This is a genomic window from Psychrobacter sp. Arc9, assembly GCF_041431295.1.
Taxonomy (GTDB): domain Bacteria; phylum Pseudomonadota; class Gammaproteobacteria; order Pseudomonadales; family Moraxellaceae; genus Psychrobacter.
Genome location: NZ_JASMRK010000014.1, coordinates 1 through 17,091, shown reverse-complemented (window position 1 = coordinate 17,091; position 17,091 = coordinate 1). Strand labels below are relative to the sequence as shown.

Annotated in this window: 13 protein-coding genes and 2 pseudogenes; 11 read left to right on the top strand and 4 right to left on the bottom strand. The window is 44.5% G+C overall.

All coding sequences use genetic code 11. The annotated features are described in order from the left end of the window. Positions 1-94 precede the first annotated feature (94 nt). The 3 genes from tatC (at position 95) to QO187_RS08960 (ending at position 3,656) form a co-directional block, all read left to right on the top strand. Positions 95-832 (top strand): twin-arginine translocase subunit TatC, encoded by a 738-nt coding sequence (gene tatC, locus QO187_RS08970; RefSeq protein ID WP_371548113.1) that lies wholly within the window; start codon positions 95-97, stop codon positions 830-832. A 216-nt stretch (positions 833-1,048) separates the two neighbouring features. Beyond that, positions 1,049-2,548, top strand: coding sequence for a UvrD-helicase domain-containing protein (locus QO187_RS08965; protein ID WP_057761950.1), 1,500 nt, complete (start codon positions 1,049-1,051; stop codon positions 2,546-2,548). Between the two features lie 73 nt (positions 2,549-2,621). Beyond that, a complete protein-coding gene (locus tag QO187_RS08960) occupies positions 2,622-3,656 on the top strand; it encodes a tRNA dihydrouridine synthase (RefSeq protein ID WP_371548082.1) in 1,035 nt (344 codons plus the stop codon). Between the two features lie 217 nt (positions 3,657-3,873). Here QO187_RS08960 and QO187_RS08955 read toward each other — a convergent pair whose 3' ends face one another. After that, complete coding sequence (locus QO187_RS08955) at positions 3,874-4,302, bottom strand: MAPEG family protein (RefSeq protein WP_371548080.1); 429 nt, start codon at positions 4,300-4,302, stop codon at positions 3,874-3,876. A gap of 11 nt (positions 4,303-4,313) precedes the next feature. After that, positions 4,314-4,727, bottom strand: coding sequence for an OsmC family protein (locus tag QO187_RS08950; RefSeq protein WP_371548078.1), 414 nt, complete (start codon positions 4,725-4,727; stop codon positions 4,314-4,316). 475 nt (positions 4,728-5,202) lie between these two features. Between QO187_RS08950 and QO187_RS08945 the strand changes: the two genes are divergently transcribed. Continuing rightward, entirely contained in the window at positions 5,203-5,721 is a 519-nt protein-coding gene (locus tag QO187_RS08945) for an RNA pyrophosphohydrolase (RefSeq protein ID WP_057761956.1), read from the top strand. 97 nt (positions 5,722-5,818) lie between these two features. Here QO187_RS08945 and QO187_RS08940 read toward each other — a convergent pair whose 3' ends face one another. Continuing rightward, the gene (locus QO187_RS08940; protein WP_371548077.1) at positions 5,819-6,694 is read right to left on the bottom strand and encodes an NRDE family protein; all 876 of its coding nucleotides are present in this window, start codon (positions 6,692-6,694) and stop codon (positions 5,819-5,821) included. 108 nt (positions 6,695-6,802) lie between these two features. Continuing rightward, positions 6,803-8,455 carry a DUF4139 domain-containing protein gene (locus QO187_RS08935; protein ID WP_102092493.1) on the bottom strand — a complete coding sequence of 551 codons (1,653 nt, stop codon included), beginning with the start codon at positions 8,453-8,455 and terminating at the stop codon, positions 6,803-6,805. A gap of 460 nt (positions 8,456-8,915) precedes the next feature. Here QO187_RS08935 and urtA point away from each other — a divergent pair, with 460 nt between their 5' ends. The 7 genes and pseudogenes from urtA to thyA form a co-directional block, all read left to right on the top strand. Continuing rightward, complete coding sequence (gene urtA, locus QO187_RS08930; RefSeq protein WP_102092144.1) at positions 8,916-10,220, top strand: urea ABC transporter substrate-binding protein; 1,305 nt, start codon at positions 8,916-8,918, stop codon at positions 10,218-10,220. Between the two features lie 214 nt (positions 10,221-10,434). Beyond that, a complete protein-coding gene (urtB, locus tag QO187_RS08925; RefSeq protein WP_371548075.1) occupies positions 10,435-12,261 on the top strand; it encodes an urea ABC transporter permease subunit UrtB in 1,827 nt (608 codons plus the stop codon). 10 nt (positions 12,262-12,271) lie between these two features. Continuing rightward, positions 12,272-13,342 (top strand): urea ABC transporter permease subunit UrtC, encoded by a 1,071-nt coding sequence (urtC, locus tag QO187_RS08920; protein ID WP_102092492.1) that lies wholly within the window; start codon positions 12,272-12,274, stop codon positions 13,340-13,342. Between the two features lie 98 nt (positions 13,343-13,440). Then, a pseudogene (gene urtD / locus QO187_RS08915) lies at positions 13,441-14,196 on the top strand (urea ABC transporter ATP-binding protein UrtD); the annotation flags it as partial. A 78-nt stretch (positions 14,197-14,274) separates the two neighbouring features. Then, positions 14,275-14,973 carry an urea ABC transporter ATP-binding subunit UrtE gene (gene urtE / locus QO187_RS08910; RefSeq protein ID WP_101204888.1) on the top strand — a complete coding sequence of 233 codons (699 nt, stop codon included), beginning with the start codon at positions 14,275-14,277 and terminating at the stop codon, positions 14,971-14,973. Positions 14,974-15,277: 304 nt separating this feature from the next. Further along, positions 15,278-16,162, top strand: a complete 885-nt coding sequence (lgt, locus tag QO187_RS08905; protein WP_371548072.1) for a prolipoprotein diacylglyceryl transferase — start codon at positions 15,278-15,280, stop codon at positions 16,160-16,162. 148 nt (positions 16,163-16,310) lie between these two features. Beyond that, positions 16,311-16,940: pseudogene (gene thyA, locus QO187_RS08900) on the top strand (thymidylate synthase); the annotation flags it as partial. Between the last annotated feature and the right edge of the window lie 151 nt (positions 16,941-17,091).

The window sequence follows — 17,091 nt, the reverse complement described above, 5'->3', positions numbered from 1 at the left end:
TATTGATCAAAAAACCCTCAATAAAGGTGCTGAAGCAACGACCAATACCACTCAAGATAAAAAATCAGAGGATATTTTAAGCCCTTTGGCTGATATGCCTATTACCGAGCATTTGATTGAGCTGCGTCGGCATTTGATCAAAATATGTGTGGCAGTACTGATAATATTTTTAGGTTTGGTCGGTTATTCGCGCGAGCTATATAACTTATTGTCTGACCCGTTGGTGGCACAGTTACCCGCCAATTCGACCATGATTGCCACCGATATCACGTCAAACTTTATGGCACCGATACGTCTGACCGTATTCGTAGCCGCGTTTTTGGCGATGCCCTACATTCTTTATCAAATTTGGTCATTTGTAGCGCCCGGTCTGTATAAAAAAGAAAAGAAAATCGCTATTCCAGTGCTGCTATCCTCTATATTTTTGTTTTATGCTGGCGTGGCTTTTTCTTACTTTATTGTGCTCAAAGGGGTCTTAAAGTTCTTTATCATGTTTGCCCCGCAAAACGTACTACCCATGACGGATATCGACAGCTATCTCAGTTTTGCCTTAAAATTATTTATGGTATTCGGCTTAACGTTTGAGATTCCAGTTGTCACTTTGCTATTGATATTGGCAGGTATTGTCTCCATTCAGAGCTTAGAAGAAAAACGTCGTTATATCATTGTAGGCTGTTTTGCTGTGGCTGCCGTTGTCACGCCGCCAGATGGTGTATCGATGCTCATGCTAGCGATTCCGATGTGGTTGTTGTTTGAGCTTGGTTTGTTTTTGGCGAAGATTTTGATCAAAGAAGAGCCCAGTCCTACTCTCGTGTCGTCAGACAAAGAATAAAACACTTATCAGTCTAATCTAGACTAAAATAAAGTTATTGATTACATATAGCTATGCGTTAAACTACCATTACACCGTTTTATTCTTGCCTCATTAGTAAGCTGATTGCTTATTATCACGTTTTAGCATCACCATCATCTATAAGCCATTGTTTACCCAGTGGCTTTTTTTGCCCCTTTTATTTTTAATCAATTTTTGTATTTAGGTAGCTTTATTATGTCCGCATCTATGCCAGCTTATATGAGCGATCCCACTGACGAGCAGCTGAGCGCGCTGAATATGGCGATGGATCACAAGTCGTTTAAAGTGGTCGCTTATGCGGGCGCCGGTAAGACAACGACGCTCAAGCTAATCGGTGAGCGCTTACGTGGCCGCGGACTGTATCTAGCCTTTAACAAAGCGATCGCCAATGATGCTCGTTCAAAGTTTCCGCCGCATGTAGAGTGTCGTACTTTTCACTCATTAGCTTATCGTCATGTCGCTCGTGATATTACTGCCAAGCTGTCGTTGCCGCGCTTTTCACCTAAGCGTCTCGGTGATGATTTAGGACTACAGCCTGTACAAGTACGTCGACAAATGGATGGGGTTAATAAATACATTACGCTGACACCCGCACGATTGTCTCGGTTCGTCAGCGATGCGGTAAGTAATTTTTGCAGCACGCATGCCAGCTACCCTGCGCCAAGGCACATACTCTTCCCAAGTTGGCTCGATGACTCAGATGCAGAGCAGCTGCGCGAGATGCTCTACCCCGCTGTTGAGCAGCGCTGGTTACAGTCGATTGATGCGCGTCACCCTGCTGGTATTGGCCATGATATTTATCTCAAGCTTTGGGCGTTGTCTAAGCCCAGTATTCCAGCGGACTTTATCTTATTTGATGAAGCCCAAGATGCCGATCCCTTGATGATGGGTATCTTGACTCAGCAGTCGAGACAAGTCATCTATGTGGGCGATGCACACCAGCAGATTTATGAATGGCGCGGTGCGGTCAATGCGATGAAAAAACTGCCGCTACCGCAGACATTATTGACACAGTCTTTTCGCTTTGGCGAGCCGATTGCAGAAGTGGCCAATACCTTATTAAAAGCGCTACAAGAAGACGTACCGCTAAAGGGTAATCCAAACAAGCAATCCTCTACCGATAAGGGCATGGTACACAGTAAGAAAGATGCTATTTTGTGCCGTACCAATGCTGCTGCTATGTCGCAACTGTTGACAGGATTAAAACACGGGCATCGCGTGGCGCTACAAGCGGATACCGACCGTATGCTCAAATTCTGTCAGGCAGCCGAAAACTTAAAAAATGGTAAATCGGCTTACGGTGTACCTGAGCTGGCTTATTTTTATAATTGGGGTGATGTGCAAGAGTACGCCGAAACCAATGAGGGTAGCGACCTCAAAACACTGGTCAAACTGGTCGATGACCACGGTACAAATGTACTAAGCCAAGCGGTCAATAGTCTGACTAGCATTGAAAACGCTGACTATGTCATCTCTACTGCTCATAAAGCCAAAGGGCTTGAATGGGGAAAAGTACAACTAGATGATGATTTTTACTACGATGTGACAACCAATGCAGTCAAGATCAGTCCAGAAGAGCTGCGTTTGCTTTATGTTGCTTGCACGCGTGCGCAAAGCAATTTGGATATTCATAATATTAAAGACTTGATATCAGGATTACAGACGGGCAAAAAAGTGATTTTTGGTAATACTTAATTACCCTACACCTTTGTCAGCCTCAAGTTTTATTCAATCTCTTATAACGACCCTTTAGCAGTGAATCACCAGCATGAATAATAGCCAGCAACTTCAAACGCGTCAAAATACTATTAATCAGTTATTTGCATCTCCCGTGCGTTTGCTCGCGCCTATGGAGGGCTTAACCGATCCATTAATGCGCCAAATCTTAACCCAAATTGCGTCTGACTTGGGGTGTCCTTATGATTGGTCGGTCAGTGAGTTTATTCGCATCACTCAGCACGTCTTACCTGCGCATGTGTTTTATAAATATGTGCCTGAGCTACATCATGATGCCAAAACGGCCTCTGGTACGCCCATTCATGTACAGATTTTGGGTAGCGAAGCACAGCTTATGGCCGAAAACGCCGCGTACGCTTGTGAGCTCGGTGCGCCTGCTATCGACATCAACTTTGGATGTCCTGCAAAAACGGTCAATAGTCATCGCGGTGGTTCAGTACTGCTGGATGAACCTGAAACAATGTATCAGATTATCAGTGCCGTACGCCAAGCCGTTCCCGCCCATATACCAGTATCAGCTAAGATTCGTCTGGGCTATACCGACACTAGCCGAATGGATGATATTCGCGGTGCAATTAACGATAGCGGCGCCGACTGGCTGACCATTCATGCACGTACTAAAACCCAAGGCTATAAGCCGCCTGCCTATTGGGACAAAATCCAGAGCTTTAATGCGCTCGATATTCCAGTCATTGCCAATGGAGAAATTTGGAACATTGAACATGCGCAGAACTGTATGACACAAGCAGGTACACCGCATTTGATGTTAGGTCGCGGCGCAGTAACGCGTCCTGATCTAGTGGCACAGGTTGATAATGATACTGAAAAAAGTACTAACAGCGTAGAGAATACGGCTACATTATTATGGCAAGATTTGATTGCCCATCAGATTAAGTTTTTGGAAGGTGAGGCAAAGAACGACGTGGTATTGGTTGGACGCTATAAGCAATGGCTAGGTATGCTCACCAAAGGCTATGTTGAGGCGCAAACAGTGTGGGAAGGTATTAAACGAGAGAAAAATAAAGCGGTCATTGTTAGCGCCCTACAAGCAAGCGTACGAGATTAATCACCTGCTTGTATTTGAGCGTTTTGGCGGTTACGGGTATTTTTACTAGGGTGTGTCCTCATTTCAAAAATGGAGATAAAAATGAGATAAATTGCCGTCAAACGAGAAAAATAGCGTAGGTAATATCGAGATACTAGCAAGCGATTTAACGCTGTTTGGCAAAATTTAGCCATTTTTAATCCGTTTAGATAACTGTCGTTTGAATTGAGGACATGCCCTAGACGCTGACTCGTATCGCTAAATAAAATAGCATTAGACAACATGCCATTGATAGTACCCAGAGGATAGAGCGGAACATTGCCAAATTAGTAATATACGCCACACAAAAACCAATTCGTATCATCACATACAGCCAAGCCAATACGTTGATAATCGACTGCGGTACAAAGAACAGCATAGCGACTATCACTGCTGCCAAAAACACTGGCAAGGTTTCATAACTGTTTTGCTGTGCTGCATTAGCACGTGCTGCCATGCCTGTCGCATTTTGAAAAAATTCCCGAGGATGTGCATTATTTCTGATTCTAAAGCCACCAGATACTTTTGCAACGATTGACACCGCCCATGGCAGTAGGCTTGCTACCACCATAGCCAAAATGGCTGACGCCACTTTGTCAGTTACCAACTCAAAAAATGCACTTATCATTATATAAGTCCCTAGCCTGCAACCACTTCAAAGTCATGGGTGATATTGACCCCACCTGCTACTAACATACGGCTGGCAGAACAGTATTTTTCTGCTGATAACTGGATGGCTTTTTCGACTTGTTTTTCTTTGACATCTTGACCAGTGACAACGAAATGCATATGAATATCAGTATAGACCGCTGGTATAGTTTCAGCGCGCTGGGCGGTTAGCTCACAACGTACATCCGTCACTGCTTGGCGTGATTTTTGTAAAATCTCTACGACATCATAACTGGCGCAACCACCTAGTCCTAGCAAAATCAGCTCCATTGGGCTTGAGCCTTTTTCTTTATCAGCATCGATTTGTACATTATGTCCTGATGGTGACACACCCATAAAGGCTTTATTCTCTTGCCATATGACGCTTGCTTTTGATTCTGACATTGTAGATGTTCCTTATTTTAAATGGCGTATTGCCTATTATTATTGTGTGAATGATATATTGCCCAGCTAGTGTAGCATAAGCCAAAGCAAGATTTTATAGGCTCATTGTTTTGCTACTAGCTCACCAGTGAAATCTGTGCTTTTACCACTTTATACATATAGAAATAGTGGAGTTCGATAGTTTACTAAATAATCGTATGTTCATCCGCCTATTACTACTCATCAACACTTGCCTAAAAATGCCGTATAAAAACCTACAAAAGTTTGCTTGTAAATAGTTGATTTTAAAAGGTAAAACTCGTGAAACATTTTATAGCAAAATACTGTTACACATTTTGCTTGTTTCTTGGTTTAATAAAGGTAATGAATCTTGTTTTGAGCGGATATCGATAACAATCACCTTATAATAATTACGATTGCTGTCACGGTTTCAAGTCAAAACAAGCTATTTTTAAACAAATTAAAAGGTTTAGTCATGATAGATGCAGACGGCTTTCGCGCCAACGTCGGCATCATCTTGGCAAATACACAAGGGCAGGTTCTGTGGGCAAAACGTATTGGTCACAACGCTTGGCAATTTCCGCAGGGTGGTATCGACCGCGGGGAGACGCCGATGGATGCAATGTATCGCGAGCTCTGGGAAGAGGTCGGCTTACATCCGCGTCACGTAGACTTATTGGCAGTCACGCAAGACTGGTTGCGCTATCGTTTGCCAAAACGTTATGTACGTCATGGTCAGCATCCCTTATGTATTGGGCAAAAACAAAAATGGTTTTTGCTACGCTTAGATGAGCCAAATACTCAACATATCCGCTTTGATGAAGGGAAACCTGAATTTGACCATTGGCAATGGGTCAGCTACTGGTATCCACTCGGACAAGTGATTCACTTTAAACGAGGCGTTTATCGTCGTGCCTTGCAAGAATTGGTACGCGAACTCCCCCTAAAACAAGAGCTGATCATTCCTGAGCAAAATAATCACTTGCTGATGTAATGAGTCACTTAATAGTACGATGCAAAACACCCACGATAGTAGCTAGAATGTTAGCAATTACCGTGGGTGTTTTTTTATTATCTATTAACGGTCATTGTCAGTGATTACGATTATGATTGCCAAACTCACGGCTAATCATATTAGCAATACAATCTGCATCGCTCTCTTTGCGCAACGTTAAGATGCTTTGAGTGCGGGTACCATAAGTAGGTTTGCTAGTTTCAGTATCGCCAAAAGCGACAGGTTCAATATAAACAGACGATAACATCTGCTCTACTTCAAAAGCGACAGGTTCAATATAAACAGACGATAACATCTGCTCTACTTCAAATGCCACGCCAGTAACAGGCAGTTTATCTTCTGGTGCTTTGGTACTATCTGACAAGACATTGAAAGCCGCCGCTTGCCAGTACGCAGGCGTGCAATCTTCTGCAATCAATGGCAGCACCTCTTGACGTAGTCGCCCGCGCAACCGCTCTGTCTTAAACCAACTGTCCTCTGGTTGACCATTAGAGATAACATGTAGACCTGAATACAATGGCGTGGGGGCATGACCACGATTATTGACGATCACAGCTTGCGCAGTGTCACCAATGATCAGATTAAAACCCGCATAATCTTGCAAATCAATCTGCCGTGCAAAATCCATCGGACTTAGAGTCCCTGTCAAGAATTCAGTGACCAGCGCGCCCCGCGATCGCTCATCACTGCTTGCCTGTACACCGTCACGAAAGTTCAATACCGCAGCCCAACGACCATTCTGTTCATAATACTCTGCACTCTGCGCTGGTGACACTTGCTGATGAATGCCTAACCACGTACCACCGCTTTGTTTATCGCGTCCAGCATAGATAGGTTGGTCAGACCACTGGTGGAGCGGCTCAGTTGGGCGCTGCAAAAACTCATCACGATTAGACAGTAGCACCAGTGGTAACTCATCAAATAATTGCCAAGCAATAGCGACAATACACATAGCTTTCCTTTTATAATAATTTTCGTTATGCGGGTAATTCTTAATAGAGGCAAAGATATTATTTCAGACTTTACCTATTGATAAGCTAGCTTTTATAGATAGTAATTATTAATTGCCAGTCAGTAATTTATTGGCAGGATAACTAATCTGGGAGGTTGAACGTATTACTTGTGATTGCTTACTTGGTAAGTTAAATTCCCACGCTACCATGCCTTGATTGTCATTCCAATCTCGCTCAGTTACAGGCGGCGTATGCGTCACAGCAACCTTTAAACTATCGTCACGACTGATAGGCTCACTGCCCAGTACTTGTAAGCGTACGCTACGATTGTGCTGATTGGTAAACTGATAGGCCTTGGTAGTCGTCAGTGTTTGCGTACGGTTTAGCACACCTTTTTCACCTTGCTTATCTTCGTTGGTCAGCTCTTTCACGAGCATATTTGAGTCACGACCAAATCCAATCCCCTGCTCTTTTAGCACTTGATAATTATAACGTGACTGACCTACATAGTTGTCATCACGGTACAACTGTAGCGAACCATCGACCCAGTCCGGCGTTAAAAACGGTGCTGACGCATACCAGTAGGCAGCAGTCTCAACACTTGGCGTACTGCGAATCCAGAGCTTACTATTACCTGCCTGCTCCCCAATCACTGTGCGTACCCGTCTCCCATCACTCGGAATACTGACCAACTGCGGTAAACGATACTCGATGATGCCATTTTTATTTTGGCTACTGACCGTAAAATTAGGTAGCGGCGCCATAGCTGCCCCTGCTCCTTTATTATAAGCAGGCTCTTCCATCATAACAGGGGACGCATCCATCATAGGTAGCTCACGTCTTACTCGAGCATCTTCGCTCTCTTCATACAATGACAGACGCTGCACATACGGCAATTGCCCCGTCGTACTTTGATTAGGATTAACGGTACTAAGTGTCAGTGGTACGTTTGTCCAGTTCTCACCAGTTTGCTGAGCAATAATCGCAGAAGCTGTGATACTTAACTGCTCACTGTTTGTATTTAGGCGAGCTTGATACGCAGGCTCCCAACCTGCACCTTGCACTTGATAATGCAACTTAACGCTACTTGGCGAGCGACTTGCCGTACGTACACTCACCTGTGTCACCTTGTTAAAGGTCGATGTCGCGCTGCCTGCCATCAGTTGATTCAGTGCGTCTTGGGCACGCGCTTGTCGCTGTTGAATCTCTAGAATTCTTTGGTTAATACTGGTCGCTTGAGTTTCTATATCGCGGGCATTATTGGCAATCGTACTGTCTGTATTAACTTGCGTGGCTTTGGTCAAATTCTGCAAGTAGGCCTTTGCTAACCGTGCTGCTTCTAATTCCGCATTAATACTAGCTAGAGTATTTTGCTGCGTCTGTACCTTGGCATCACCTTGATACTGACACTGGGCTGCCTGCTCACCTGTCAGCTCTTCGATACTGACTTCCCCAACGCTAACATTATTCGTCGCTTGTACACTTAGACTTTCTTTATCCATATAAGGTGACAAGCACGAAAACACCACCGTTTGCTCACCGCTACCTGTAATAGGCAATGCGCGAGTTACGCTCGCCAGCCCTTGATAAATAGTCACTTGCTCGACGCTACTGGTGGCCGCTTGTGCCGAAGACAATCCCAAAATGGCACTACTACTAAGTACAAATGGCAGGATAGCAAATTTAGTTATTTGATTAAGCGGCGGTAATACGCTGCCATGGCCTGTTGAGACAGGCGAATCCGTTAATTGTGCGTTCATACATCATTCCTTAGCAGTACAATCCATCATGGCAGCTACGCATTGGCTCAACGCGCAAAATAGTAACTATCTTAGAGAGATTACCGTAGCCGTTTTACAGGTCTTTGGCAATAAATGCTTTTGGCAGACAGCATTTTTAGTAAAAATCGCCTTATCGATAAATCTCTTAATATGGTAGCTCTTCAATTTTAAAAATTTGGTTTTCTGTATTGCACCATTTTTTTGTTCATCTCCCCTTTATGGTGCAGTTTATTAGCCATCCTGCACTAAATTAATGAATATATTAATCAGAACCTAATTATTGCTCAATTATTACTCGATTATTGGCTTTTTTAACTTGGCACGGAACTTGAACTCTTAATAACTGTTCAGGAGCCATACTTTATCTTTTGTGTCTATTTAGGAGATGTCCATGTTTTCGTTACCAACTTTAGCCAATCCTCAATTTGTTGAGACTCATATGCACGGCAAAATCAAATCACGCTTCTCATTATTAGCGATTGCTGTCGTTGGTAGCTTGAGTCTCGCGGGCTGTCAAAAGCCTGCCGAAACCGCGACAGCCACAGAGACAACAGCCGAAACAAATACAGAGACAACGACTACCCCTGCCGCTGATGGCGACACGATCAAAGTGGGCATCTTACATTCGCTATCTGGCACCATGGCCATCTCTGAAACTTCTCTAAAAGACACGGCACTCATGACCATTGATGAGATCAATGCCAATGGCGGTGTACTCGGTAAGCAACTAGAACCAGTAGTCGTCGACCCTGCTTCTGATTGGCCGTTGTTTGCCGAAAAAGCCCGCCAGCTACTCACTCAAGACAAAGTAGATGTCATCTTTGGTGGTTGGACATCAGTATCACGCAAATCCGTATTACCTGTGGTTGAAGAGTTGAACGGATTGATGTTCTATCCAGTGCAGTACGAAGGCCAAGAGCAATCAGAAAATATTTTTTACACGGGTGCTGCACCAAATCAGCAAGCCATTCCGGCGGTAGAGTACTTAATGAGTGAAGAAGGCGGCGGTGCAGAGCGCTTCGTATTGCTAGGTACTGATTATGTCTATCCACGCACCACCAACCAGATTTTAAAGGCATTTTTGAAATCGAAAGGCGTGGCTGATGCAGACATCATGGAAGAATACACGCCATTTGGTTTCAGCAATTATCAAACCATCGTATCTAACGTCAAAAAATTCTCAACGGGCAAAAAGACCGCGGTTATCTCGACCATCAATGGCGACTCAAACGTTCCGTTCTATCGTGAACTAGCGAACCAAGGTATCAAAGCGTCAGATATTCCGGTCATGGCATTCTCAGTCGGTGAAGAAGAGCTACGCGGTATCGATACCAGTCTGCTACAAGGTCATTTGGCGGCATGGAACTACTTTATGTCGATCAAAAACCCAACCAACAGCGCATTTACCAAACGCTATAAGCAATATGCATTAGACCAAAAATTACCGAATGCTGAAAAAGTCGTGACCAATGATCCAATGGAAGCTACCTATGTGGGTATCAACATGTGGAAGCAAGCTGTCGAAAAAGCAGGTACGACTGATGTCGACAAAGTGCGTATCAGCATGGCGGGACAAACGTTTGATGCACCTTCTGGCTACACGCTAAAAATGGATGAAGAAAACCATCACCTATGGAAGCCTGTCATGATTGGTCAAATTCGTGCCGACGGACAGTTTGATACGATTTTCAAAACGCCAGAAGTTATCCAAGCCCAGCCATGGAGCGAGTACATTCCTAAATAGGCTATCCCTAAATAAATCAGTACTGAAAAGCACGTATATAGTAACTGAAAAGTAGGCGGATGGATAAACGATACCAATAACCGTCCTAACGCCTACTTTTCACACTTATTCTTAACTTTTAAATAACACCAAACCTTATCAACTCTTCTATCGCTTAAAACGCTAAGCAGTAAAAGCTAAAGGTTTGTTGTCTGTGAAAAACAGGGAGCCGCACATGCAGCACCATACTTTACGCCCGTTTGTAGGGCAAACATCGTCCGAAAATGGTAACAACCCACAAGCATCAGTCAGTGAAGTCATGCAGTATGTGGCACGTTTTTCAATTCATGCGCCTCTGCGATTACTTGCATTGATGGCATTATGCATAACAATTTTCACCACCACAGCGTATGCGGATCATAATGGTCAGATACATGACCACGATACGGATACCGCTCATAGTGAGCAATCTTTGCTCACACCTGTCAACGTAGCCACTTCTACTCAAGCCAGCACCTCAAATATTTCAACAGCAACTACAAGCTCAGGTGATGCCATTCAACAATTCGTGGCAGGTGATTTTAGTAAGCGTCAAGCTATGCTAAGTGATTGGCCAGGATCCGTTGAGAGTTTAGATAGTTTGGTTGAATTCATTGCCAATGATGAGCTGTATCAAGGTAATGGTGGACAAACGTATCTACTGAATAAAGAAGATCAGCTGTTTACTTATCCTGATAAAAAAGAGACGGACGATTGGCCAAGTGATTTATCACAAATCACCCTAACCAATGCGCTGCGCTCGGCGCTGATTTTTGGACAAGCCAAGGTCAAGCTAGCATCTGACAAGCCAGCACAGCGCCTACAAGCTGTGGAGATTTTGGCCGACAATATTGACCAAGTAGATCCAGCCATTATTACAACAGCAGCGGAAAATGAAGACAGCGCTAAAGTTAAAAAAGCACTAACTGCATTACAGGCTCGTATAGATTTCAAAAACGGCGACCTACCCACTCAGATTGCAGCTGTGCACCTACTCGCAGATAGTGATAACCCTCAAGTTTTGGTCGATATTGAATCTGCCCTCGCAGCTGATAACTTAGATGCCTCGCTTAAAGCTGCACTTATCGATGCTGAATCTAGCGTGTCACGGCGTATCGAAATCAGCACATGGACGGGTCATATCTTCACCGGTATGAGTACCGCCAGTATTTTACTGCTCGCCGCGCTTGGTCTCGCCATTACCTTTGGCTTGCTTGGCGTGATTAATATGGCGCACGGTGAGCTGATTATGATTGGCGCTTATACCACATATATGGTGCAAAATTTCTTTCAAGCTTATATGCCAGATATGGCAGGTTGGTATTTGCTTGCCGCTATTCCAGCCGCTTTTTTAGTCAGCGCTGTCATCGGTATGATTATTGAACGCATTGTGATTCGCCCACTATATGGTCGTGAGCTAGAGACTTTACTAGCGACCTTTGGCGTGAGCTTAATATTGATGCAACTGGTACGGATGATTTTTGGTGCGCAGAACGTTGAAGTCAGTAACGTGGCGTGGCTCAGCGGCGCATATCAGGTGTCCTCAAGTCTCGTACTGCCTTATAACCGTATTGCCATTATTGGCTTTACCGTCATTGTCGTGGCACTACTGGTGTACTTACTCAACAAAACGCGCTTTGGATTGTTTATAAGAGCCGTTACCCAAAACCGCCAAATGGCACGTGCTGTCGGTATCCCCTCTGCACGTATCGATATGATGGCATTTGGGTTGGGCTCTGGACTGGCTGGTATGGCTGGCTGCGCCCTTGCCCAAGTCGGCAACGTGGGTCCTGATCTGGGACAAACCTATATCATTGATACGTTTTTGGTCGTCGTCGTTGGCGGTGTCGGACAAGTATGGGGCGCAGTATTGGCCGCCTTGGGACTTGGTATTAGCGGCACGGTACTTGAGATTGGTATCGGTGCGGTATTGGCAAAGATTGTGTTGTTGGTTCTTGTGATTCTGTTTATTCAGAAACGGCCACAAGGTTTATTTGCACTCAAAGGCCGCTTTGTCGAATAAGGAGACTCCTATGATACTGACCAAATTATTGTCTGATACGCCGCGTAGTGCTGTTTTAATTGGCTTATGTTTTGCCGTACTACTCATACTGCCTTGGCTACATCTGATGCCAGAGACTTCAGCCTTTCACCTTTCAGCCTACTGGATTACCCTAATTGGCAAAATAATGGCTTTAGCCATGGTGGCTTTGGCACTAGATCTCGTCTGGGGCTATGCCGGTATTTTGAGCTTGGGACATGGCCTGTACTTTGCTTTGGGTGGTTATGCGTTTGGCATGTACCTAACACGTGAGACAGCAGGCGACGCGCTTCCTGATTTTATGCGTTTCTTGAGCTGGACTGAAATGCCCTGGTATTGGGCTGGCACGCAGCACTTTTGGTGGGCAGTCGCACTAGTCGTATTAGTACCTGGATTAGTTGCGTTTATATTTGGTTTCTTTGCCTTTCGCTCCAAAATCAAAGGCGTTTATTTTTCTATCATCACCCAAGCTATGGTCTATGCAGCAGCCTTGCTGTTCTTCCGTAATGAGACAGGCTTTGGCGGCAACAATGGCTTCACTGGTTTTACCACCTTACTCGGCTATGACATTACCGCTGCCTCTACACGCTCAATGCTGTGCTTTGTCACCGCCTTAGCATTGTTAATCTCTTATATGGGTTTGCGTCATTTAATGAACCAACCTTATGGTCGCGTACTTGGTGCGATTCGTGACAGCGAAAACCGCTTGCAGTATTTGGGCTACCGTACTCTGTGGTACAAGCTATCTGCTTGGGTATTATCCGCTGTCATTGCTGGTATCGCAGGTGCGCTATACGTACCGCAAATAGGCATTATCAATCCGAGTGAAATGAACCCAGTGAACTCGATTGAGATAGCCGTTTGGGTAGCGACTGGTGGTAGAGGAAGCTTAATTGGCGCTATCTTAGGTACTGGTGTGGTGAATGCTGTGAAAACCTACTTTACGGTCGCCTACCCTGAATTTTGGCTATTGATATTAGGTGGACTGTTCGTCGTAGTGACGTTGTTTTTACCCAATGGCATTATGGGCTTGTTCGATCGATTCAAAAAGGAGAAACAATAATGCTAAACGATAAGTCCTCATCGACTGAACAATCGACCAAAGCGCTATCCGAATATGATCATACTGATGGACGTGACGGTCTCAGTCACCCAAAAAAATCAGGCGTCGATTTTAGCCATGGTATCGCTCTGTACTTAGAAGATGTGAGCGTTTGGTTTGACTCGTTTCGCGCACTTAACAATCTATCGCTCTATATCGAAGAAGGCGAGCTACGCTGTATCATCGGCCCTAACGGCGCGGGTAAAACCACATTGATGGATGTCATTACGGGTAAAACCCGCCCTACCGAAGGCAGCGTGTTTTTTGGTCAAACTCACAACCTTGCCAGCTTATCTACCGAACAAATCGCTGAAGCGGGTATCGGCCGTAAGTTTCAAAAACCTACTGTCTTTGAAAATTTTACCGTCATGGATAATCTGTTACTTGCCGCGCCAAAAGACAAACGTGTGGTCAAAAGCTTATTTAACAAACTCGATGCCGATACTCGCGATACCCTCGACGCTACCTTACAACAAATTCGCCTGACTGACAAAATCAATAAGCCCGCTGGTTTGCTTTCACATGGGCAAAAACAATGGTTAGAGATTGGCATGCTGCTGATGCAGAGTCCCAAACTGATTCTGCTTGATGAGCCAGTGGCAGGTATGACCGATGCAGAAACTGAGCATACCGCCGAGCTGTGTCTACGCCTTAAAAAGAACCATACATTAGTAGTGGTCGAACATGATATGACCTTTATCGATGCCATCAGTGAAAAGGTCACGGTATTGGCACAAGGGGCGATTTTGGCCGAAGGTACGTTAGCTGAAGTGCAAGCCAATGAAGCAGTGATTGAGTCCTACTTAGGTCGATAGCTGAACAAATTTTCTGGACGAGCCAAACGAATATTCCCTTTAAAATATTAGAAAATTTTTAGAGTTTAGGAGACAGCCATGTTACAAGTGAACGATATCAACCAGTATTACGGCGGCAGTCATATTTTACGAGACGTCTCATTTACAGCGCCTGTAGGCGCGTGCAGCGTGGTACTTGGACGTAACGGCGTGGGCAAAACTACGCTACTTAAATGCCTAATGGGGATACTACCGATTAAATCAGGAGAGATTTTACTTAATGATAAAGACATCAGCAAGATGTCTCCCGAGCAACGTGTCCGAGCAGGTTTAGCTTATGTACCACAAGGACGCGATATTTTTTCGACACTGACGGTCGAAGAAAATATTTTGATCGGCATGGCAAAATTCTCACGCAGTAAAGCAAAACACGTACCCAAGCATTTATACGATATTTTCCCGGTACTCGATGAAATGAAACATCGTCGTGGCGGTGATTTGTCTGGTGGTCAGCAGCAGCAGCTTGCTATCGCCCGTGCCCTAGCCTCTGAGCCGACTGTGTTAATTTTAGACGAGCCAACTGAAGGTATACAGCCTTCTATCATCAAAGATATTGGCCGCGTCCTGCGCGACTTAGCGGATAAAGGTGATATGGCCATTGTGCTGGTTGAGCAATTCTATGAGTTTGCCGAAGAGCTTGCTGACAATTACACGGTACTATCACGTGGTAAGGTAGTCTCACAAGGCGCAGGCGATACGATGGTCGAAAATAACGTACAAGATCTGGTCGCCATCTAATTTCTTTTAATAATAGATGTAATAATACAAATTGGTAGTGAACGCTCGATAATGCTAAAAATAGCACTTTTATCCTAAGCTGCTAGCTACCAAGATTACATATCATCACGAAAACACTCCTTAATTAAAGTCACTTTTTTCACCTCACTTCTTATTTTTTTGACTCTTAGCCTATACATTCTCTACCATCTCAAAAACTCAAATTACTCATACACTCTGATTGTCACCAGAGCAATTATGTATGCCCAGCGAACGAAATTTGCTATTATAGTCAGCATTTTATTATCAATATTATGATGCCTTTATGATGATTCATCCTCAGTACGATCCTGTAGCATTAGCAGTTGGACCTGTCGAAGTCCATTGGTATGGGCTGATGTATTTGTTGGCATTTGCCGCCGCTTACGGACTGGCATGGTACCGCAGTACCAAGCGTGAAGGCTGGACGACAGATATGGTCTCTGACCTAGTGTTTTTTGGCGCACTTGGTGTGATATTAGGTGGCCGTGTCGGCTATGTATTATTTTATCAGTTCGGTGAACTGCTCCAAAACCCTGCCTATCTGTTCAAGGTCTGGGAAGGCGGTATGTCATTCCATGGCGGCCTGATTGGTGTCATGTTGGGTATGCTGTATTTTGCCCGCAAATATAAAAAGACACCTTTCCAAGTGCTCGATTTTGTCGTTCCCTGCGTACCAACTGGTTTATTGTTCGGACGTATTGGTAACTACATCAATGCCGAACTATGGGGCCGCGTCTCTGACGGTGGCTATAACTGGTTGACCTACTTCCCGCAGGCCGCTAGTGTTGATATGCAGCAGCTACAAGCTAACCCTGCGCTACAAGACCTTATGACTGAAGTCAACGGTCAGTACCTGTTGCCTCGTCACCCGTCGCAACTGTATGAAGCCCTTGCAGAAGGTCTGCTGTTATTTCTATTCTTGTGGTGGTACTCATCAAAGCCCCGTCCTCGTATGGCAGTGACCGGTGTCTTTATGCTTGGTTATGGCTTTAGCCGTTTCATCATTGAGTTCTTCCGCCAGCCAGACATCGACCAAGGATTCATCTTGCTAGGTTGGATGACCAAAGGTCAGATACTAAGCGCCCCAATGATAATTATCGGTCTGTTCTTGATCGGTTACGCTTACAAACGCGGCATCTACGACTGGGGTAAGCATGCTGCTTATTAAGCCTGCCTTTTTGTGATAAAGGCTGATGACTTAAAATAGGGTATGCTATCAAAACGCTTATCCTAGCAATACTTTCAATAATGACAGTGTATATATCGACTATTCATCTAGCCTGTATGTGCTGTCAGCAGTAACTAAAGAGCATTTTATGATAAATGGCACCCAAAGTAATAACGAGCAAGGCTATTTAGATTTGCTACGCCACGTTCTCGACAATGGCAGCGAAAAAGGCGATCGTACTGGTACTGGTACGCTTAGCCATTTTGGCGCGCAGCTACGCTTTGACTTAGCAGATGGCTTTCCACTGCTAACGACCAAAAAGGTTCACTTTAAATCTATCGCTTATGAGCTATTGTGGTTTTTAAGTGGCAGTACTCATGTTGACTATCTGCAACAGAATAACGTTCGTATTTGGAATGAGTGGGCAACAGCAGAGCAAACCGCACGTTTTAACAGACCTGCTGGCGATTTGGGTCCTATCTATGGTCATCAATGGCGTAACTATGGCGCGACCAAAAATGAAGATGCCAGTTATAACGCTGATGGCGTCGATCAAATCGCACAAGTCGTTGAACAGATAAAGACTAATCCGAATTCACGCCGTTTGATTGTTTCTGGCTGGAATCCATGTGAGGCAGAGCAAGTAGCCCTACCACCATGTCATACGTTATTTCAGTTCTTTGTCGCAGACAATAAGCTGTCGTGCCAGTTGTATCAACGTTCGGCTGACTTATTCCTATTATTCCCCTATAATGATAATTCACAGTATGAATTATTAGCAGCCTAGGAACATCTCATTCCTCTATACTTATAGTGAACATCAGGTCAATGCATAATATGATATACAATTTAACCCCACTCTCAACTTCGAAAGTGATTGAAAAAAGAAGAGCACCTCACTAATCTATTGTTTTCGACCAAGAATACAA